Origin of the sequence: Tistrella mobilis KA081020-065 (assembly GCF_000264455.2) — a bacterium.
Taxonomy (GTDB): Bacteria; Pseudomonadota; Alphaproteobacteria; order Tistrellales; family Tistrellaceae; genus Tistrella; species Tistrella mobilis.
The window spans coordinates 779724-793411 of record NC_017958.1 but is presented as its reverse complement, the minus strand read 5'-3'; the positions used below and the strand labels follow the sequence as shown (position 1 = coordinate 793411).

Annotated in this window: 15 protein-coding genes; 7 read left to right on the top strand and 8 right to left on the bottom strand. The window is 70.3% G+C overall.

Features of this window, described 5'->3' with window-relative positions; genetic code table 11:
• Window positions 1–12 precede the first annotated feature (12 nt).
• The 4 genes from TMO_RS27135 to TMO_RS27120 all read left to right on the top strand — a co-directional run bounded on the left by TMO_RS27135 (window position 13) and on the right by TMO_RS27120 (window position 3359).
• Window positions 13–534, top strand: a complete 522-nt coding sequence (locus TMO_RS27135; RefSeq protein WP_014748266.1) for an RrF2 family transcriptional regulator — start codon at window positions 13–15, stop codon at window positions 532–534.
• On the top strand, window positions 531–1667 hold the full coding sequence (locus tag TMO_RS27130) for a cysteine desulfurase family protein (protein WP_014748265.1): 1137 nt from the start codon (window positions 531–533) through the stop codon (window positions 1665–1667). Before TMO_RS27135 ends, TMO_RS27130 begins: the two co-directional genes overlap by 4 nt.
• Before the next feature lie 119 nt (window positions 1668–1786).
• Window positions 1787–2989, top strand: a complete 1203-nt coding sequence (locus TMO_RS27125; protein WP_041607986.1) for a cysteine desulfurase family protein — start codon at window positions 1787–1789, stop codon at window positions 2987–2989.
• 67 nt (window positions 2990–3056) lie between these two features.
• Window positions 3057–3359: a helix-turn-helix domain-containing protein gene (locus tag TMO_RS27120; protein WP_014748263.1), complete on the top strand. Its 303-nt coding sequence runs from the start codon at window positions 3057–3059 to the stop codon at window positions 3357–3359.
• Between the two features lie 107 nt (window positions 3360–3466).
• Here TMO_RS27120 and maiA read toward each other — a convergent pair whose 3' ends face one another.
• The 6 genes from maiA to TMO_RS27090 all read right to left on the bottom strand — a co-directional run bounded on the left by maiA (window position 3467) and on the right by TMO_RS27090 (window position 8921).
• Window positions 3467–4141, bottom strand: coding sequence for a maleylacetoacetate isomerase (gene maiA, locus TMO_RS27115; RefSeq protein ID WP_014748262.1), 675 nt, complete (start codon window positions 4139–4141; stop codon window positions 3467–3469).
• 13 nt (window positions 4142–4154) lie between these two features.
• Complete coding sequence (locus TMO_RS27110) at window positions 4155–5459, bottom strand: TRAP transporter large permease (RefSeq protein ID WP_014748261.1); 1305 nt, start codon at window positions 5457–5459, stop codon at window positions 4155–4157.
• 6 nt (window positions 5460–5465) lie between these two features.
• Window positions 5466–6032 carry a TRAP transporter small permease gene (locus TMO_RS30070; RefSeq protein WP_014748260.1) on the bottom strand — a complete coding sequence of 189 codons (567 nt, stop codon included), beginning with the start codon at window positions 6030–6032 and terminating at the stop codon, window positions 5466–5468.
• Complete coding sequence (locus TMO_RS27100; RefSeq protein ID WP_014748259.1) at window positions 6029–7072, bottom strand: TRAP transporter substrate-binding protein; 1044 nt, start codon at window positions 7070–7072, stop codon at window positions 6029–6031. Before TMO_RS27100 ends, TMO_RS30070 begins: the two co-directional genes overlap by 4 nt.
• 71 nt (window positions 7073–7143) lie before the next feature.
• On the bottom strand, window positions 7144–7860 hold the full coding sequence (locus TMO_RS27095; RefSeq protein WP_014748258.1) for a fumarylacetoacetate hydrolase family protein: 717 nt from the start codon (window positions 7858–7860) through the stop codon (window positions 7144–7146).
• Window positions 7857–8921: a cupin domain-containing protein gene (locus tag TMO_RS27090; protein WP_014748257.1), complete on the bottom strand. Its 1065-nt coding sequence runs from the start codon at window positions 8919–8921 to the stop codon at window positions 7857–7859. The genes TMO_RS27095 and TMO_RS27090 overlap by 4 nt, the downstream gene beginning before the upstream one ends.
• Window positions 8922–9197: 276 nt before the next feature.
• Here TMO_RS27090 and TMO_RS27085 point away from each other — a divergent pair, with 276 nt between their 5' ends.
• Window positions 9198–9995 carry an IclR family transcriptional regulator gene (locus TMO_RS27085; protein WP_051045636.1) on the top strand — a complete coding sequence of 266 codons (798 nt, stop codon included), beginning with the start codon at window positions 9198–9200 and terminating at the stop codon, window positions 9993–9995.
• Window positions 9996–10008: 13 nt separating this feature from the next.
• Here TMO_RS27085 and TMO_RS27080 read toward each other — a convergent pair whose 3' ends face one another.
• Window positions 10009–10590: a TetR/AcrR family transcriptional regulator gene (locus tag TMO_RS27080; protein WP_014748255.1), complete on the bottom strand. Its 582-nt coding sequence runs from the start codon at window positions 10588–10590 to the stop codon at window positions 10009–10011.
• Window positions 10591–10694: 104 nt separating this feature from the next.
• On the opposite strand from TMO_RS27080, the gene TMO_RS27075 reads away from it, so the two are divergent.
• The gene (locus tag TMO_RS27075; protein WP_014748254.1) at window positions 10695–11606 is read left to right on the top strand and encodes an SDR family oxidoreductase; all 912 of its coding nucleotides are present in this window, start codon (window positions 10695–10697) and stop codon (window positions 11604–11606) included.
• Between the two features lie 78 nt (window positions 11607–11684).
• Entirely contained in the window at window positions 11685–12482 is a 798-nt protein-coding gene (locus TMO_RS27070) for an SDR family NAD(P)-dependent oxidoreductase (protein WP_041607644.1), read from the top strand.
• Here TMO_RS27070 and TMO_RS30065 read toward each other — a convergent pair.
• Window positions 12401–13675, bottom strand: coding sequence for an MFS transporter (locus tag TMO_RS30065; protein WP_014748253.1), 1275 nt, complete (start codon window positions 13673–13675; stop codon window positions 12401–12403). The two genes, TMO_RS27070 and TMO_RS30065, sit on opposite strands and share 82 nt — an antisense overlap.
• Between the last annotated feature and the right edge of the window lie 13 nt (window positions 13676–13688).

Here is a 13688-nt window from a genome sequence, read left to right as displayed (position 1 = left end):
AGGCTGCGCCCCATGCCCGACAGCTTCGACAGTGCCGCCATCGAAACCGCCGAGCCCGACTGTTCCGGGACCGCCGATCTGCCCCGGCGCGCCCGCCCGGCCGCGCGTGAGGCGGCGGGCGGGTCGGGCGTGGTCCGGGTGGGCGCGCGCGCGCATTATGCGGTGGTGGCCATGGTTGAACTGGCCCGGCGGCGCTGCGCCACGCCGACCTGCATTTCCGACATCGCCACCTGTGCCGACATTCCGCCCGCCTATCTGGAGCAGCTGTTCCGCAAGTTGCGCCGGCGCGGCCTGGTGCGCAGCGCCCGGGGGGCTGCCGGCGGCTACTGCCTGACCCGCGCGCCCGAGGCGATCAGCGTTGCCGATGTGGTGGCCGCGGTCGAAGGTGGCGATGGCCGGCTGCGGGGGGTGGAAGGCCGTTTCGGCTGCGGCGTGGTCGCCCTCTGGCAGGCGGTCGATGCCGGGGTCCGCGACAGGCTCGCCCGGGTCAGCATCGCCGATCTGGCCGCGGCGCATCGGGGTGATCACCCATGACCGGTGCCGTGCGTCATTTCCTGGATCACAATGCCGGCGCGCCGTTGCTGCCGGCGGCGCGGGCGCGAATGATCGAGGTGCTGGATCTGGCCGGCAACCCGTCCTCGGTTCATGCCGAGGGCCGCGCCGCGCGGGCGGTGGTAGAACAGGCCCGGGCCGAGATCGCCGCACTCTGCGGCGCCCGGCCCGACCGTGTGCTGTTCACCTCGGGCGGCAGCGAATCCAATGCCTGGATGCTACATCAGGCGGGGATGGGCCCGCTTGCGGTGTCGGCCGTAGAGCATGACAGCGTGCTGGCGGCGGCGCCCCATGCCCCGCGCATTCCGGTCGACGATCAGGGCGTCGTCCACCCGCATGCGGTCGCGGCCATGCTGGATCGGCTGCCGGATGGCGGCGCCGGTGCGCTCGTCGCGGTGATGGCGGTCAACAACGAGACCGGGGTCATCCAGCCGGTGGCGGAGATCGCGGCGCTGGTCCATGCCCGGGGCGGGCGCGTCGCCTGCGACGCGGTGCAGGCCGCCGGACGGCTCGACCTCGGAACCTTGTGCGGTGCCGTCGATTTCCTGTCACTCTCCGCCCATAAGATCGGCGGCCCCAAGGGGGTGGGCGTGCTGGTCGCGGGGCCGGAGATCGAACCTGCGGCGCTGATCCCCGGCGGGCAGGAATACCGCCGCCGCGGCGGTACCGAGAACCTGGCCGGCATTGCCGGTTTCGGGGCGGCGGCCGCGGTGCTCGGCGCCACGGATCGGGCGGCCGAGGCGCTGCGTCTGGCGGCGCTGCGCGACCGGATCCAGGCCGCACTTGCCGATGCGGCGCCGGATGTCCTGTTCCCGGGGCGGGATGCCGCCTTCGGCCGGGTCGCCAACACCCTGTCGGTGGTGCTGCCGGGCATCGCCGCCGAAACCCAGGTGATGCGGATGGATCTGGCCGGCATCGCGGTCTCGGCCGGCTCCGCCTGCTCCTCGGGCAAGGTGGCGGCAAGCCCGGTGCTGGCCGCGATGGGGCTGGGGGATCTGGCCGGCCAGGCGATCAGGGTCAGCCTGGGGGCCGGCAGCACGGCCGATGACGCCGAGGCCTTCATCGCCGCCTGGTGCCGCATGGCAGCCCGGCGGAACCGGGCTGCGGCCGAATGAGATCTGCGGCGCGTGCGTCATCCGGCGGGTGCCGACTGCGACGGAACGACAACCGGGGGCCCCGATCGGGCCGGTGACGGAGACGTGATGCGATGACCGCTATGGAGGCTCCCGGCCGCATGAGCGACGATACCGACTGTCCGGCGGCGCCGATCTATCTGGACAACCAGGCGACCACGCCCATGGACCCGCGGGTGCTTGAGGCGATGATGCCCTATCTCACCACCCAGTTCGGCAACCCGCATTCCGCCACCCATCGCTGGGGCTGGGATGCCGATGCCGCGGTGGTCAAGGCGCGGCGCCAGGTTGCGACCCTGATCGGCGCCGATCAGGGCGAGATCGTCTTCACCTCGGGCGCCACCGAATCGAACAACCTCGCGATCAAGGGCGTGGCGCTGGCGGCGGTGGCGGCCGGCGATCCGCGCCGGCATCTGGTGGTGAGCGCGATCGAGCATCGCTGCGTGCTGGCGGCGGCCGAGCGCATGGCCGCAGCCCATGGCTTCGAGGTGACGGTGGTGCCGCCCGGTCCCGACGGCATCGTGCGGGCCGATGCGGTCGCGGCGGTGCTGCGCGACGACACGCTGCTGGTCTCGGTGATGGCGGTGAACAACGAGATCGGCACCGTCCAGCCGGTCGCCGAAATCGCCGCCCGCGCCCATGATCGGGGCGCCCTGGTCCACACCGATGCCGCCCAGGCGGCAGGGCGCATCCCGCTCGACCTGCGCCGTGTCCCCGTCGACATGCTCAGCCTGTCGGGCCACAAGATCTACGGCCCCAAGGGCGTTGGCGCATTGTTCGTGCGCCGGGGGATCGAGGACCGCATCCAGCCGCTGTTCGATGGCGGCCGCCAGGAACGCGGCCTGCGGGCCGGCACCCTGCCGACCCCACTTGTCGTCGGCCTGGGCGAGGCGGCCCGTCTGGCGCGTCAGGAAGGGCCGGAAGAAACGCAGCGCATCGGCCGGCTGCATCTGCGCCTGCTGGCTGGGTTGAGTGCCGCCGGGCTCACGCCCGAAATCAACGGTGCCGCCTTTACCGGCACCGATGCCCCCGGCCATACCCCCCGGGTGCCGCACAACCTCAATCTCTCGATCCCCGGCACCGAGGCCGACCGGATCATCCGGGCGCTGCCCGACATCGCCATGTCGGCCGGTTCGGCCTGTTCCTCGGCGGCGGTGGAGCCGTCCTACGTGCTCCGGGCGCTGAAACTCGCCGATGCGCGGGTGACGGCGGCCCTGCGCCTCGGCCTCGGCCGATTCACCACCGAGGCCGAGGTCGACCGCGCCGTGGCCATGCTGGCGAAGGCTGCCGGCGCCCGGAGTTGAGGTCGCGGGAGAGCCTGATCTGTTTTAGTATATGTCGCGCAGGTCGATATATACGAAAGCAGATCAGATGTACGAGATTCCCGACATTGCCCAGGAGCTGAAGGCCGCGCGGCGGGGCAAGGGCCTTACGCAACGGGCCCTTGGTTCGCTGACCGGCCTGCCCCAGAGTCACATCTCGAAGATCGAGACCGGCACCGTCGATCTGCAGCTCTCCAGCCTGATCGAACTGGCCCGGGTGCTCGATCTGGAACCCGTGCTCGTGCCGCGCAAGGCATTGCCGGCGGTTCTTGCCGTCATCGCATCCCTGACATCCGGCCAGGCGGAACCTCGCCCCGTCTATCAGCTCGATGAGGACGAGGACGATGTCTGATCTGGCGGTCCTCCAGGCCGTCGCGAAACGAAAAACGAGCGGATGGCCTTACCAGCCTGATCTTCGTCCGCCCGTTTTTCAGGTCTGAGACGTCCCGACCCTGGCCCTCAACCCTCGGCGTCCGGCTGGCGATCGGGGGCGGCGTCTGCGAAGGCGGGCAGGGCGTTGCAGGCCGTTTCCACCGCCAGCAGCCGCGGATAGGCCTCCATCGGGCAGGCGAAGCGGCGGGCATTGTAGAGCTGGGGCACCAGGCAGATTTCGGCCAGGCCCGGCGCATCGCCGAACAGGAAGCTGCCGTGTCCGCCGGCATCCTGCGCCAGGGCTTCCGCGGCACTCAGGCCCTCGGCGATCCAGTGGCGGTACCAGGTGTCGACCGTCGCCTGGTCGTGGCCGAGCGGGGTCTTGAGATAGCCCAGGATCCGCAGATTGTTCACCGGGTGGATGTCGCAGGCGATGGTCTGGGCGAAGGCGCGGGCCTTGGCACGCGTCCAGGCATCCGCCGGCAGCAGCGCCGGATCGGGCATGGTCTCGTCCAGCCATTCGATGATCGCCAGCGACTGGGTGAGCACGCCGCGCGGCGTTTCCAGCGCCGGCACCAGCCCTGCGGGTGAGAGCGCCTTGTAGGCGGCGCTCTTCTGTTCGCCCTTGCGCAGATGCACGAAGCGCTGCGCGGGCGCAAAGCCCTTCAGGTTGAAGGCGATGCGGCAGCGATAGGCGGCGGAGGAGCGGAAATAGCCGTGGAAGACGGTATCGGTTCCGCCGGTATCGGGTTCGATGGTCATGGGGGCAGGGTCCTCAGAAGCCGAGCAGATGGGGCAGGAACAGCACGACCTGGGGCAGGGCGATCAGCGTGACCACCCGCACCACATCGGCGCCGATGAAGGGCAGCACGCCGCGGATCACTACGCCCAGATCCAGCCGGGCATCGATGCCCTTCAGCACGAACAGGTTCATGCCGATCGGCGGCGTGATCAGGCCGAGTTCAACCACCGTCACCAGCAGAATGCCGAACCAGATCGGATCGATGCCGCTGGCCTGGATCAGCGGGAAGACTGCGGGCACCGTCAGCAGCACCATCGACATGCTGTCCATGAAGCAGCCGAGCACCAGATAGAAGGCGACCAGCAGCAGGATGACTTCCAGCTGGCCGAGGCCCGCGGCCGCGATCGCACCCACCAGCGCCTGGGGCAGGCCCGAGGTCTCGACGAAATAGTTGAACAGCGCCGCGCCGATCAGGATCAGGAAGATCATGCCCGAGGTGAGCGCGGTTTCCACCATCGCGCCGCGCAGCTCGCCGCCCTTCAGCCCGCCGCGCACCCAGGCGAGCAGGGCGGCACCGCCGGCACCGATCGCGGCCGCTTCGGTGGGGGAGAACAGGCCGGCATAGATGCCGCCGATCACCAGGCCGAACAGCACCACGATATCGGCGATGGCGAGCAGGCGCAGGCCCCCGCCGCGCTTTTGCGCGGCGTCCTGCGGGCGCTCGCCGCGCCGCGGCAGCCGGCGGGCCGAGATCCGGGCGGCGATCATGTAATAGAGGGTGGCGATCAGCCCGGGGACCAGGGCAGCGGCGAACAGTGCGCCGATCGACTGTTCGGTGATCAGCGCATAAAGCACGATGATCACCGAGGGCGGGATCAGCACGCCCAGCGTGCCGCCGGCTGCAACCGCGCCCGCCGCCAGGTCGTCGGGATAGCCGTGGCGGCGCATTTCGGGCAGCGCCACCTTGCCGATGGTCGCACAGGTGGCGAGGCTGGACCCGCAGATCGCGCCGAAGCCGGCGCTGGCGCCGATCGTGGCCATGGCGAGGCCGCCGCGGAAGCGGCCGACCAGAAGATCCGCCACATCGTAAAGCGCCCGCGACAGCCCGGCGCGGCCGGCGAACACGCCCATCATCACGAAAAGCGGCACGACCGACAGGCCATAGGGCGAGACGGCGTCATAGGGCAGGGTGCCCGACAGATAGAGAATGCCGTCGAGCCCGCCCAGAGCCGCACCGCCGGCCAGGCCAACCACGGCCATCGCCACGGCCACGGGCACGCGCAGGATGCCCAGCACGAGCACGGCCACGAAGCCGAGCACGCCGATCGTCAGATCCATGGGAACTCAGCCCTCGTTGACGGAGACGGAGGCGCCGGCAGGAGCGGGCGCGGGGCGTGACCAGAGACCCAGGGCCTCGGCCATGTTCATCAGGCAGGCGAGCACGCCGAGCGCGCCGCCGGCCACGACCAGGCCGCGATGGATCCAGAGCGGCAGGCCCAGATCCTGCGAAATCGAACCATAGTCGAGCGCCAGCTCCAGCTCGCCCCAGCCGCGCCAGGCGATCACGAACATGACCGCCAGCCCGGCGATGCCGGCCAGCAGATCCAGCGCACGCAGGGCCGCGGGCGGCAGCCGGTCGTCGAGCAGTTCGACCGCGACATGGGCGCCGCGGCGGAAGCCGAAGGGCAGGGAGAGAAAGGCGCAGGTAACGACCGCCAGCTGGGTGAGGTCGACGGTGCCGGTCACCTGAAAGCCGAGAACCTGGCGGCCGAGAACATCGGCCACCGTGGCGACGATCCCGATGCCGAGGCAGGCGACGCCGAACAGCGCCGCCGCCTCGATCAGGCCGTCGATCAGCCGGACGGCACCGCCGCGTGCGGGCCGGGGCGATGCCGAGGGGCTTTTGGTCATTCCGCGGCCTCGTAGCGGGCGGTGAGGTCGCGGGCCTGGTCGTAGAGCGCGCGGGCATCGGCGACGCCGTTGTTCTGCAGCCGCTCGATATAGGCGTTGATCATCGGCGTCAGCTCTTCGCGCCAGCGGTTGCGGGTGGCCTCGTCGATCTCGATGATCTCGTGGCCGCGCGCGACCGCGTCCTCGCGGCCGGCCTTGTCCCACTTCGCCCACCAGTCGCCGAACTTCGCGACCAGCGCATCGCCGGTGGTCTCGTCGATCGCCTGCTTCACGTCGGCGGGCAGGCTCTCATACTTGCGCTTGTTCATCAGTACGTAGAAGGCCGCGGTATAGACCCGGCCGTCGGTGTGGTACTTGACCACCTCGTTCAGCCGGGTGGCGCCGACCAGGTCCCAGGTGGTGACCAGCCCGTCCAGCGTGCCCTTCTGCAGGTTCTCGTAAATCTCGCTCGGCGGCAGGCCCACGGCGCTGGCACCCAGCGACTGCAGCATCACCGACACCGCCTCGCTCGGCGTGCGCAGGCGCAGACCCTTCAGATCCGACAGCTCATGCACGGGGACAGAGGTGGTGTGGAACAGGCCGCCATTGTGCACGAACAGCGCCAGGACCTTGTAATCCTTGTAGTCGTCGGCCAGCGCACCCGATTTATACATCTCCCACATTGCCTTCGTACCGGCACCGGCCTCGCTGACGACGAAGGGCAGTTCGAAGACCGAGCTGCGCTCGAACCGGCCGCGCGGAATGCCGCGCAGCCCCAGCGCGATGTCGATCACCCCGGCGCGGACCTGATCGGCCTGGCGGGCGGCATTGCCGAAGCTGCTGGTGCCGGGATAGATCTCGGCCTTCACCTTGCCGTTGGTGCGCCGCTCCAGCTCTTCCGCCCAGGGGCCCAGGAAATCGGTCTGGAAGCCGTGGCTGGCCGGCAGATAGTGGCTGATCTTCAGCGTCACCGTCTCCTGCGCCGCGGCCGGCGCGATGCCGCCGCCGAGCCCGGCGAAGGTGAGGGCGGCACCGAAGGCCGCCGCGATGAAACCGCGCATGGTCGTCTCCTCCCCAATGTCATGAAGGGGCGGCCGGTCATTCCCCGCCGGCCGCACCCGTCTCTCGTCCGTCAGCTGGCCTTGACCACCGTCAGGTCCAGCGCCGGCAGGCCGTCGATCTCGGCATGCATCACCGCACCCGGCACAACCGCACCGACGCCCGCGGGTGTGCCGGTGAAGATCAGATCGCCGGGCTGAAGGGTCCAGCTCTCCGACAGGATCGACACGATCTCGGGCACGCTCCAGATCAGGTCGGCAAGGTCCGCCTCCTGGCGCACCGCGCCGTCCACCGTCAGCACGATCCGGCCCCGTTCCGGGTGGCCGATGCGGGCGGCCGGCACCAGCGCCGCCATCGGGCAGCTCTGCTCGACATTCTTGCCCTCGTCCCAGGGCCGGCCCAGGTCGCGGGCGGCCAGCTGCAGGTCGCGGCGGGTCATGTCCAGGCCGACCGCATAGCCGAACACATGATCCAGCGCCCGGTCCTGCGGGATGTTGGCGCCGCCTTCGGCAATCGCCACCACCAGTTCGACCTCGTGGTGATAATTGGCGGTGCGCGGCGGATAGGTGATGGCGCCGCTGCCGGGCACCACGCTTTCGGCCCATTTGGTGAAGAAGAAGGGCGGCTCGCGATCCGGGTCGCGGCCCATCTCGCGGGCATGGGCGGCATAGTTGCGGCCGACGCAGAACACCCGGCGCACCGCGAAGCCGCCGCCGCCCTCGACGGGCACGATGACGGTGGGGGCGGTGCCGCCGGCGGTGATCTCCGGGCTGGTGGCAGCGGTGGTCATGCACGTTCCTCGCGATAGAGGCCGAGCGCGCTCTGTGCGGCGCGGTCCGACAGGCTGAACAGAACCAGGTCCTCGCCGGCTTCGGCGGTGATCGACAGATCGGACCAGGAGGGTATCACGGCCACGTCGCGCGGGCCGATGGCAAGCGCCACGCGGCTCCCGTCGGCGCGGCTCATTTCCAGCATGCCGCGGCCTTCGACACCGACGATGATGGCGCTTTCGGTGCGGCGCACGGCCCGGGTGGCGGTGCCGGCCGGCACCAGCTGCGCGAAGGCCGACAGCGTCGGCAGCACCGGGCCGCCGGTGGCCGGATCGGTGAATTCCAGCCGCACGCCGTCATGGGGCTCCACGCCCCCGGCCGCGCGCGCGGCATCCAGCGCCGGGCGCCAGCTGGCGAAGGGATAATGCAGCAGGCCATGGGCGGCGGCGGCAGTGCCGGCCGCCGGCCGCAGTCCCGCGGCATGCATGGCGGGCGACACGTCCGGGCGGCGGGCGGGGGCCTCGTTGTCGCCGATCCGCTCGGCGAAACCGCCCTGGAACAGGCTGATCATCGGGATGTCGAGCCCGTCCAGCCAGACACCCGGCTGTTTGCCGTCGTGGCCATGGGCATGCCAGCGCCAGCGCGGCGTCAGCACCAGATCGAAGGGCGCCATGTCGACCCGCGCACCTTCGACAGTGGTATAGGCGCCGTCGCTTTCGATCACGAAGCGCAGCGCCGACTGGGTATGGCGGTGTTCGGGCGCCCGTTCCCCGGGCAGAATCAGCTGTAGGCCGGCATAGATCGACGCCGTGGCGCGATGCTCGCCGCGATGGCCGGGATTTTCCAGCACCAGCACCCGGCGCTCGGCCTTTTCGGCCGAAATCAGCCGGCCGCTTTCCAGCAGCACCTCGCGCGCGGTCGCATAGGGCCAGAGATGGGGCACGGCCTTCGGGCGCGGATGTTCGGGCACCAGATCGGCCAGCACCGTCCAGAGCGGCGCCATGTCCAGCCGGTCGAGTTCGGCGGCGTAGTTTTCAGGGAGTCCTGAAGAGGTGGGGCCGGAAGCGGTGGGAGCGGTCATCTGAATTCCTCCATGGGCACATGCCGGGAGGACGGCGGCGTTTCCCACGCGACCCGCTGATGACCCGGCCTCTGCTGTGCGACCGTTGGGCCGGGGCGACACTGAAGATCGCCGGCCGTCGGTGCGACATGTTGTCACCCGTCTTCGGGCTCTGTATTCTCTATTAGCAAAACGATTGCTCAGAAGCAAACGCCAATACAGGCGTCGATGCGGTCGATCGCCGCGGCGGCGATCTGCCGCAAGGCGCCGAAAACAATGGGAGGACAGGACCCCGCCATGGCAGCGATCGAGCTGGAAGAGGGGGGCGCGATCGGCGCGGCCGCCGGGTCGCGCGGCATTCAGTCGGTGGAGATCGGCAACCGCGTGCTGATGGTGCTGATGCGGGCCGGCGGGCCGCTGCCGCTGAAGGCGATCGCCCAGGCGGCCGGCATCTCGGCCAGCAATGCCCATCGCTATCTGGCGAGCTATGTCCGCGACGGGCTGGTGGTGCAGGATGGCGATGGCGGCCGCTATGATCTGGGGCCGATCGCCTTGCAGCTGGGGCTGGCCGCCATGGGCCGGCTCGATCCGGTGGCGCGGGCCGCGGCCGAACTGCCGGCGCTGGCCGAGGCCTCGGGGTTCACCGCCCATCTGGCGGTCTGGAGCCTGCACGGTGCCGTCGTCGTCCGGCTGCATCGCAGCCGCGTGCCCTTCGTGGGGGCGCTCAGCCTGGGCTCGGTGATGCCGCTGCTGCGCTCGGCCACCGGCCGCACCTTTCTGGCCTGGCTGCCCGAAAGCGTCACCGCGCCGGTGCTCGCCACCGAAACCCGTGCCGCCGGCCGGGATCTGCCGCCGGTCGATGTCGACGCACTGGTGGCGGAGATCCGCGCCCGCCGGGTCGCCACCGTCGACGGTTCGGTGGTGCCGGGCCTTGCCGCCGCCTCGAGCCCCGTGCTCGACTGGCAGAACGAGGCGCAATGCGTGCTGACCCTGATCGGCACCGACCGTGCCCTTGCCGACCCCGACCATCCGGCCGCCCTGCTGCTGGCCGAACGCTGCCGGATCATCTCGGAAGATCTGGGTGCCACGGCCTGAGACCGGGGCGCAGTCATCCGCGGACGGCCGGTTCCGCCGGGACCGGCCGTCCGGCGAGCAGACCGGCCAGGCTGCCAAGTTCTTCCGCCACCACCCGGTCGATCGGCCGGTCGGGGGCGAAGCCCCACCAGATCAGCGCGCCCTGCCATTGGGTGATCATCAACCGGCCGGCACCCGGCTGGCCGGGAAAGCAGCGGTCGATCGCTGCCGCCAGGCCGTTGCCCCAGCGGGTGCCGCGGGCGCGCAGCTCCGGGTCGCGCAGATCCTCGCGCAGCACCATCAGCCCGTCGGCATAGCTGTCGATGTCGCCATAGCCCTGGGAGAGCCCGGCGAGCAGGGCGACGGCGCCCTCCGGCGTCGGCTGGCAGGCGGCGATCGCCTCGGCCGTGGCGGTCTCCAGCCGCGTCCAGGCAAGATCGAGCGCGGCCCGGATCATCGCCGGCTTGCTGCCGAAGCGCTGGACCAGCGTGGCGCCGGAAAGTCCGGTTTCCGCCGCCACCGCTGCGAAGGTGACCGCCTGCGGCCCCAGCCGGTGCATCAGGGCGAGGGTGATCTCCAGAATCCGGTCATCGGGCAGGCTGCGTCGGCGGGCCATGTCGTCCTCCCCTTGCAGATCTCGGGATTCCATTATAAATGAATATTCGTTTATAAATTATCCAAGGCGCAGATGGAAGCGCCGTATCCAGGGAGGCAGGGTTCATGACGGCTCTTTCGGACAGGATTGCCGTGGTCGCCGGCGCGACGCGCGGCGCCGGGCGCGGAATCGCGGTCGAGCTGGGCGCCGCCGGGGCCACGGTCTATGTCACCGGCCGCTCCACCGCCGGTCGCCGCTCGGACTACAACCGGCCCGAGACGATCGAGGAAACGGCTTCCCTGGTCACGGCGGCCGGCGGCTGCGGCATTCCGGTCGTGCTCGACCATCTGGACCCGGCGGCGGTGGCGGCGCTCGCCGCCCGGATCGACGCGGCCCATGGCCGGCTCGACCTGCTGGTCAACGATGTCTGGGGCGGCGAATTGCTGACCGAATGGAACGTCCCGGTCTGGGGGCACGATCTCGACAGAGGGTTGCGGCTGCTGCACAACGCGGTCGACACCCATCTGATCGCCGCCCATCACCTGCTGCCGCTGATGATCCGCCGGCCCGGCGGGGTTCTGGTCGAGGTGACCGACGGCACCGCCGATTACAATGCCGGCCGCTACCGGCTGTCGCCCTTCTACGATCTGGCCAAGATGTCGGTGATCCGCATGGCCTGGGCCCATGGCCGCGATCTTGAGCCCCATGGCTGCTGTTCGGTCGCAGTGACGCCGGGCTGGATGCGCTCCGAGATGATGCTTGACCATTACGGCGTGACCGAGGCCGGCTGGCGCGAGGCGATTGCGCGGGAACCGCATTTCTGCATCTCGGAAACCCCCCGTTTCCTTGGCCGCGGCATTGCGGCGCTGGCGGCCGATCCGGAGCGGATGCGCTGGAACGGGGCCTCGACTTCCAGCGGTGATCTGGCCCGGATCTACGGCATCGACGACCTCGACGGCTCGCGCCCCGACTGTTTCCGCTATCTGGTGGAGGTTCAGGAGGCGGGCCTCGCCGCCGATCCCACCGGCTATCGCTGAGCCGCCGCCGGCGGAACGCATCGCCTGCCACGGCGTTCGCACCTCAAACGATCCCGCAGTCGTTTGGAGGCAAACCCGATGAAGATCGATCTCACCGACCGCTCGGCCGTCGTCACCGGTTCCACCGCCGGTATCGGCCATGCCATCGCCCGGGGCCTGGCCGGGGCGGGGGCGTCCGTGGTGCTGAACGGCCGGCGTCAACCGGATGTCGACCAGGCGGTGGCAGAGCTGAAGCAGGCGGTTCCCGGGGCGGAGGTGCGCGGCATCGCCGCCGATCTCGGTACCGAAACCGGCTGCGACACCCTGGCCGGGGCGGTCGCGCATCCGGATATTCTGGTCAACAATGTCGGCTTTTTCGGTCCGGCCGATTTCTTCGAGGCCGATGACGATCTCTGGCAGCAGATCCTGGCGGTCAACTTCCTGTCGGGCATGCGCCTGTCGCGGGCGCTGGTGCCGGGCATGGTCGATCGCGGCTGGGGGCGGGTGATCTTCCTGTCGTCGGAATCCGCCCTCAACATCCCGGCCGACATGATCCATTACGGCGTCACCAAAACCGCTTATCTCGCCCTGTCGCGGGGGCTCGCCAAGCGGCTGGCCGGCACCGGCGTCACCGCCAATGCCATCCTGCCCGGTCCGACCCTCTCCCGCGGGCTCCGGCGCATGCTGGAGGCGGATGGCCGGCCGGTGGACGGGGATATGATCGAAGACAGTGCCGCGAATTTCGTGGCCGACAACCGGCCGGGCTCGCTGATCCGGCGCGCCGCCTCGGTGGACGAGGTCGCCAATCTGGCGGTCTATCTGGCCTCGCCGCTGTCGTCCGCCACCACCGGCGCCGCCCTGCGGGTGGATGGCGGCGTGGTCGACAGCATCGCCTGAGACAGCATTGCCCGAGTCCGCCGCGCCACCAGCTCCAGCCCGGCGATCAGCGTCAGCCCCGCAACGCCGATCACCGGGCCCACGGCCGCCATCGGCATCAGATCGGCCAGCCCGCCGGTCGCCAGCGTCACCAGGATGACCAGGGCCGTGCCGCCGGCATTGGCGGCGGCCTGCATGGTCGCCATCTGGCTGGTGGTTGCGGCCTGGATCAGCCCGGCCTGGGCGGCGGTGAAGGCCAGTTCGAAGGCGACCAGGAAGGCCAGATAGGCGGCGATCAGCAGGCCGAGCCCGGGGGCGCGGCTGGCGGCCACCAGCAGCAGGCAGGCAAGAGCACAGGCGCAGGGCGTCAGCCAGCGGCGGCGGGAGAGCCCGCCCAGCAGCGGCACCAGCACCGCCCCCAGGATGATGGCAAGCCCGCTTGCCACCTGCAGATGCATCACCGCCCGGTCGTCCAGTCCCAGCCCGCGCATGGGCAACAGGGTGCGGGCGGCATTGTGGAAGCCCTGGAAGATGCCGGTCGAGAGCACGACATAGCCGGCCTGACGCAGCAGGGCCGGGTTGCCGGCCATCAGCCGCAGGGCGTCGCGAATGGCGCCGCTACTTCTTTTTGTTGTATCTGTGCTGCCGCGTGCATCGGGTAGTGCCCGCCAGCACAACGCCGCCACCACGAAGCTTGCGGCATCGAGGGCGCAGATTTCGGTCAGCGGCAGCCGCCCGACCACCAGCCCGCCCGCCACGCCGCCCAGCGTGGCACCGGTGTAGAAGGCGATGTTGAAGCTGGACGCGGCCGCGGCCAGACGCGGGCCGTCGAACAGCCGGCGCAGCAGGACGACGCGGCCGGTGCGGGTCACCCCCTCGCCGAAGCCGCGCAGCAGGAAGCAGCCGAGGACGAGCGGCAGCAGATCGGCCGTGAGCAGCAGGCCGATGGCGAGCGACAGCGCGCCGCCGGCCAGTTCCGCCAGGACCAGCACCCGCCGCAGCCCCGGCTGATCGGCAATCCGGCGCACGGCCGAGACCGCCAGAACCGGCAGGATCCATTGAAAGGCGAAGACCGACGCCGCCCCCAGCCCCGATCCCGACCGCCGCAACAGCTCGGCCGAAACCGCCAGCAGCAGCATGAAGCTGCCGGTGGCGCTGATCAGCGTCGCCGCCTGGATCAGCAGGAAGTTGCGGTCGTGCAGCAGTCCCTTCACCAGATATGGGCCT

What these genes read in the sequence shown, in the direction of transcription:
- TMO_RS27095 (WP_014748258.1), bottom strand. Translation starts at nt 7,860, where the DNA reads ATGACCACCGCTGCCACCAGCCCGGAGATCACCGCCGGCGGCACCGCC.
- TMO_RS30070 (WP_014748260.1), bottom strand. Translation starts at nt 6,032, where the DNA reads ATGACCAAAAGCCCCTCGGCATCGCCCCGGCCCGCACGCGGCGGTGCC.
- TMO_RS27075 (WP_014748254.1), top strand. Translation starts at nt 10,695, where the DNA reads ATGACGGCTCTTTCGGACAGGATTGCCGTGGTCGCCGGCGCGACGCGC.
- TMO_RS27100 (WP_014748259.1), bottom strand. Translation starts at nt 7,072, where the DNA reads ATGCGCGGTTTCATCGCGGCGGCCTTCGGTGCCGCCCTCACCTTCGCC.
- TMO_RS27120 (WP_014748263.1), top strand. Translation starts at nt 3,057, where the DNA reads ATGTACGAGATTCCCGACATTGCCCAGGAGCTGAAGGCCGCGCGGCGG.
- maiA (WP_014748262.1), bottom strand. Translation starts at nt 4,141, where the DNA reads ATGACCATCGAACCCGATACCGGCGGAACCGATACCGTCTTCCACGGC.
- TMO_RS27130 (WP_014748265.1), top strand. Translation starts at nt 531, where the DNA reads ATGACCGGTGCCGTGCGTCATTTCCTGGATCACAATGCCGGCGCGCCG.
- TMO_RS27085 (WP_051045636.1), top strand. Translation starts at nt 9,198, where the DNA reads ATGGCAGCGATCGAGCTGGAAGAGGGGGGCGCGATCGGCGCGGCCGCC.
- TMO_RS27090 (WP_014748257.1), bottom strand. Translation starts at nt 8,921, where the DNA reads ATGACCGCTCCCACCGCTTCCGGCCCCACCTCTTCAGGACTCCCTGAA.
- TMO_RS27110 (WP_014748261.1), bottom strand. Translation starts at nt 5,459, where the DNA reads ATGGATCTGACGATCGGCGTGCTCGGCTTCGTGGCCGTGCTCGTGCTG.
- TMO_RS27070 (WP_041607644.1), top strand. Translation starts at nt 11,685, where the DNA reads ATGAAGATCGATCTCACCGACCGCTCGGCCGTCGTCACCGGTTCCACC.
- TMO_RS27125 (WP_041607986.1), top strand. Translation starts at nt 1,787, where the DNA reads ATGAGCGACGATACCGACTGTCCGGCGGCGCCGATCTATCTGGACAAC.
- TMO_RS27080 (WP_014748255.1), bottom strand. Translation starts at nt 10,590, where the DNA reads ATGGCCCGCCGACGCAGCCTGCCCGATGACCGGATTCTGGAGATCACC.
- TMO_RS27135 (WP_014748266.1), top strand. Translation starts at nt 13, where the DNA reads ATGCCCGACAGCTTCGACAGTGCCGCCATCGAAACCGCCGAGCCCGAC.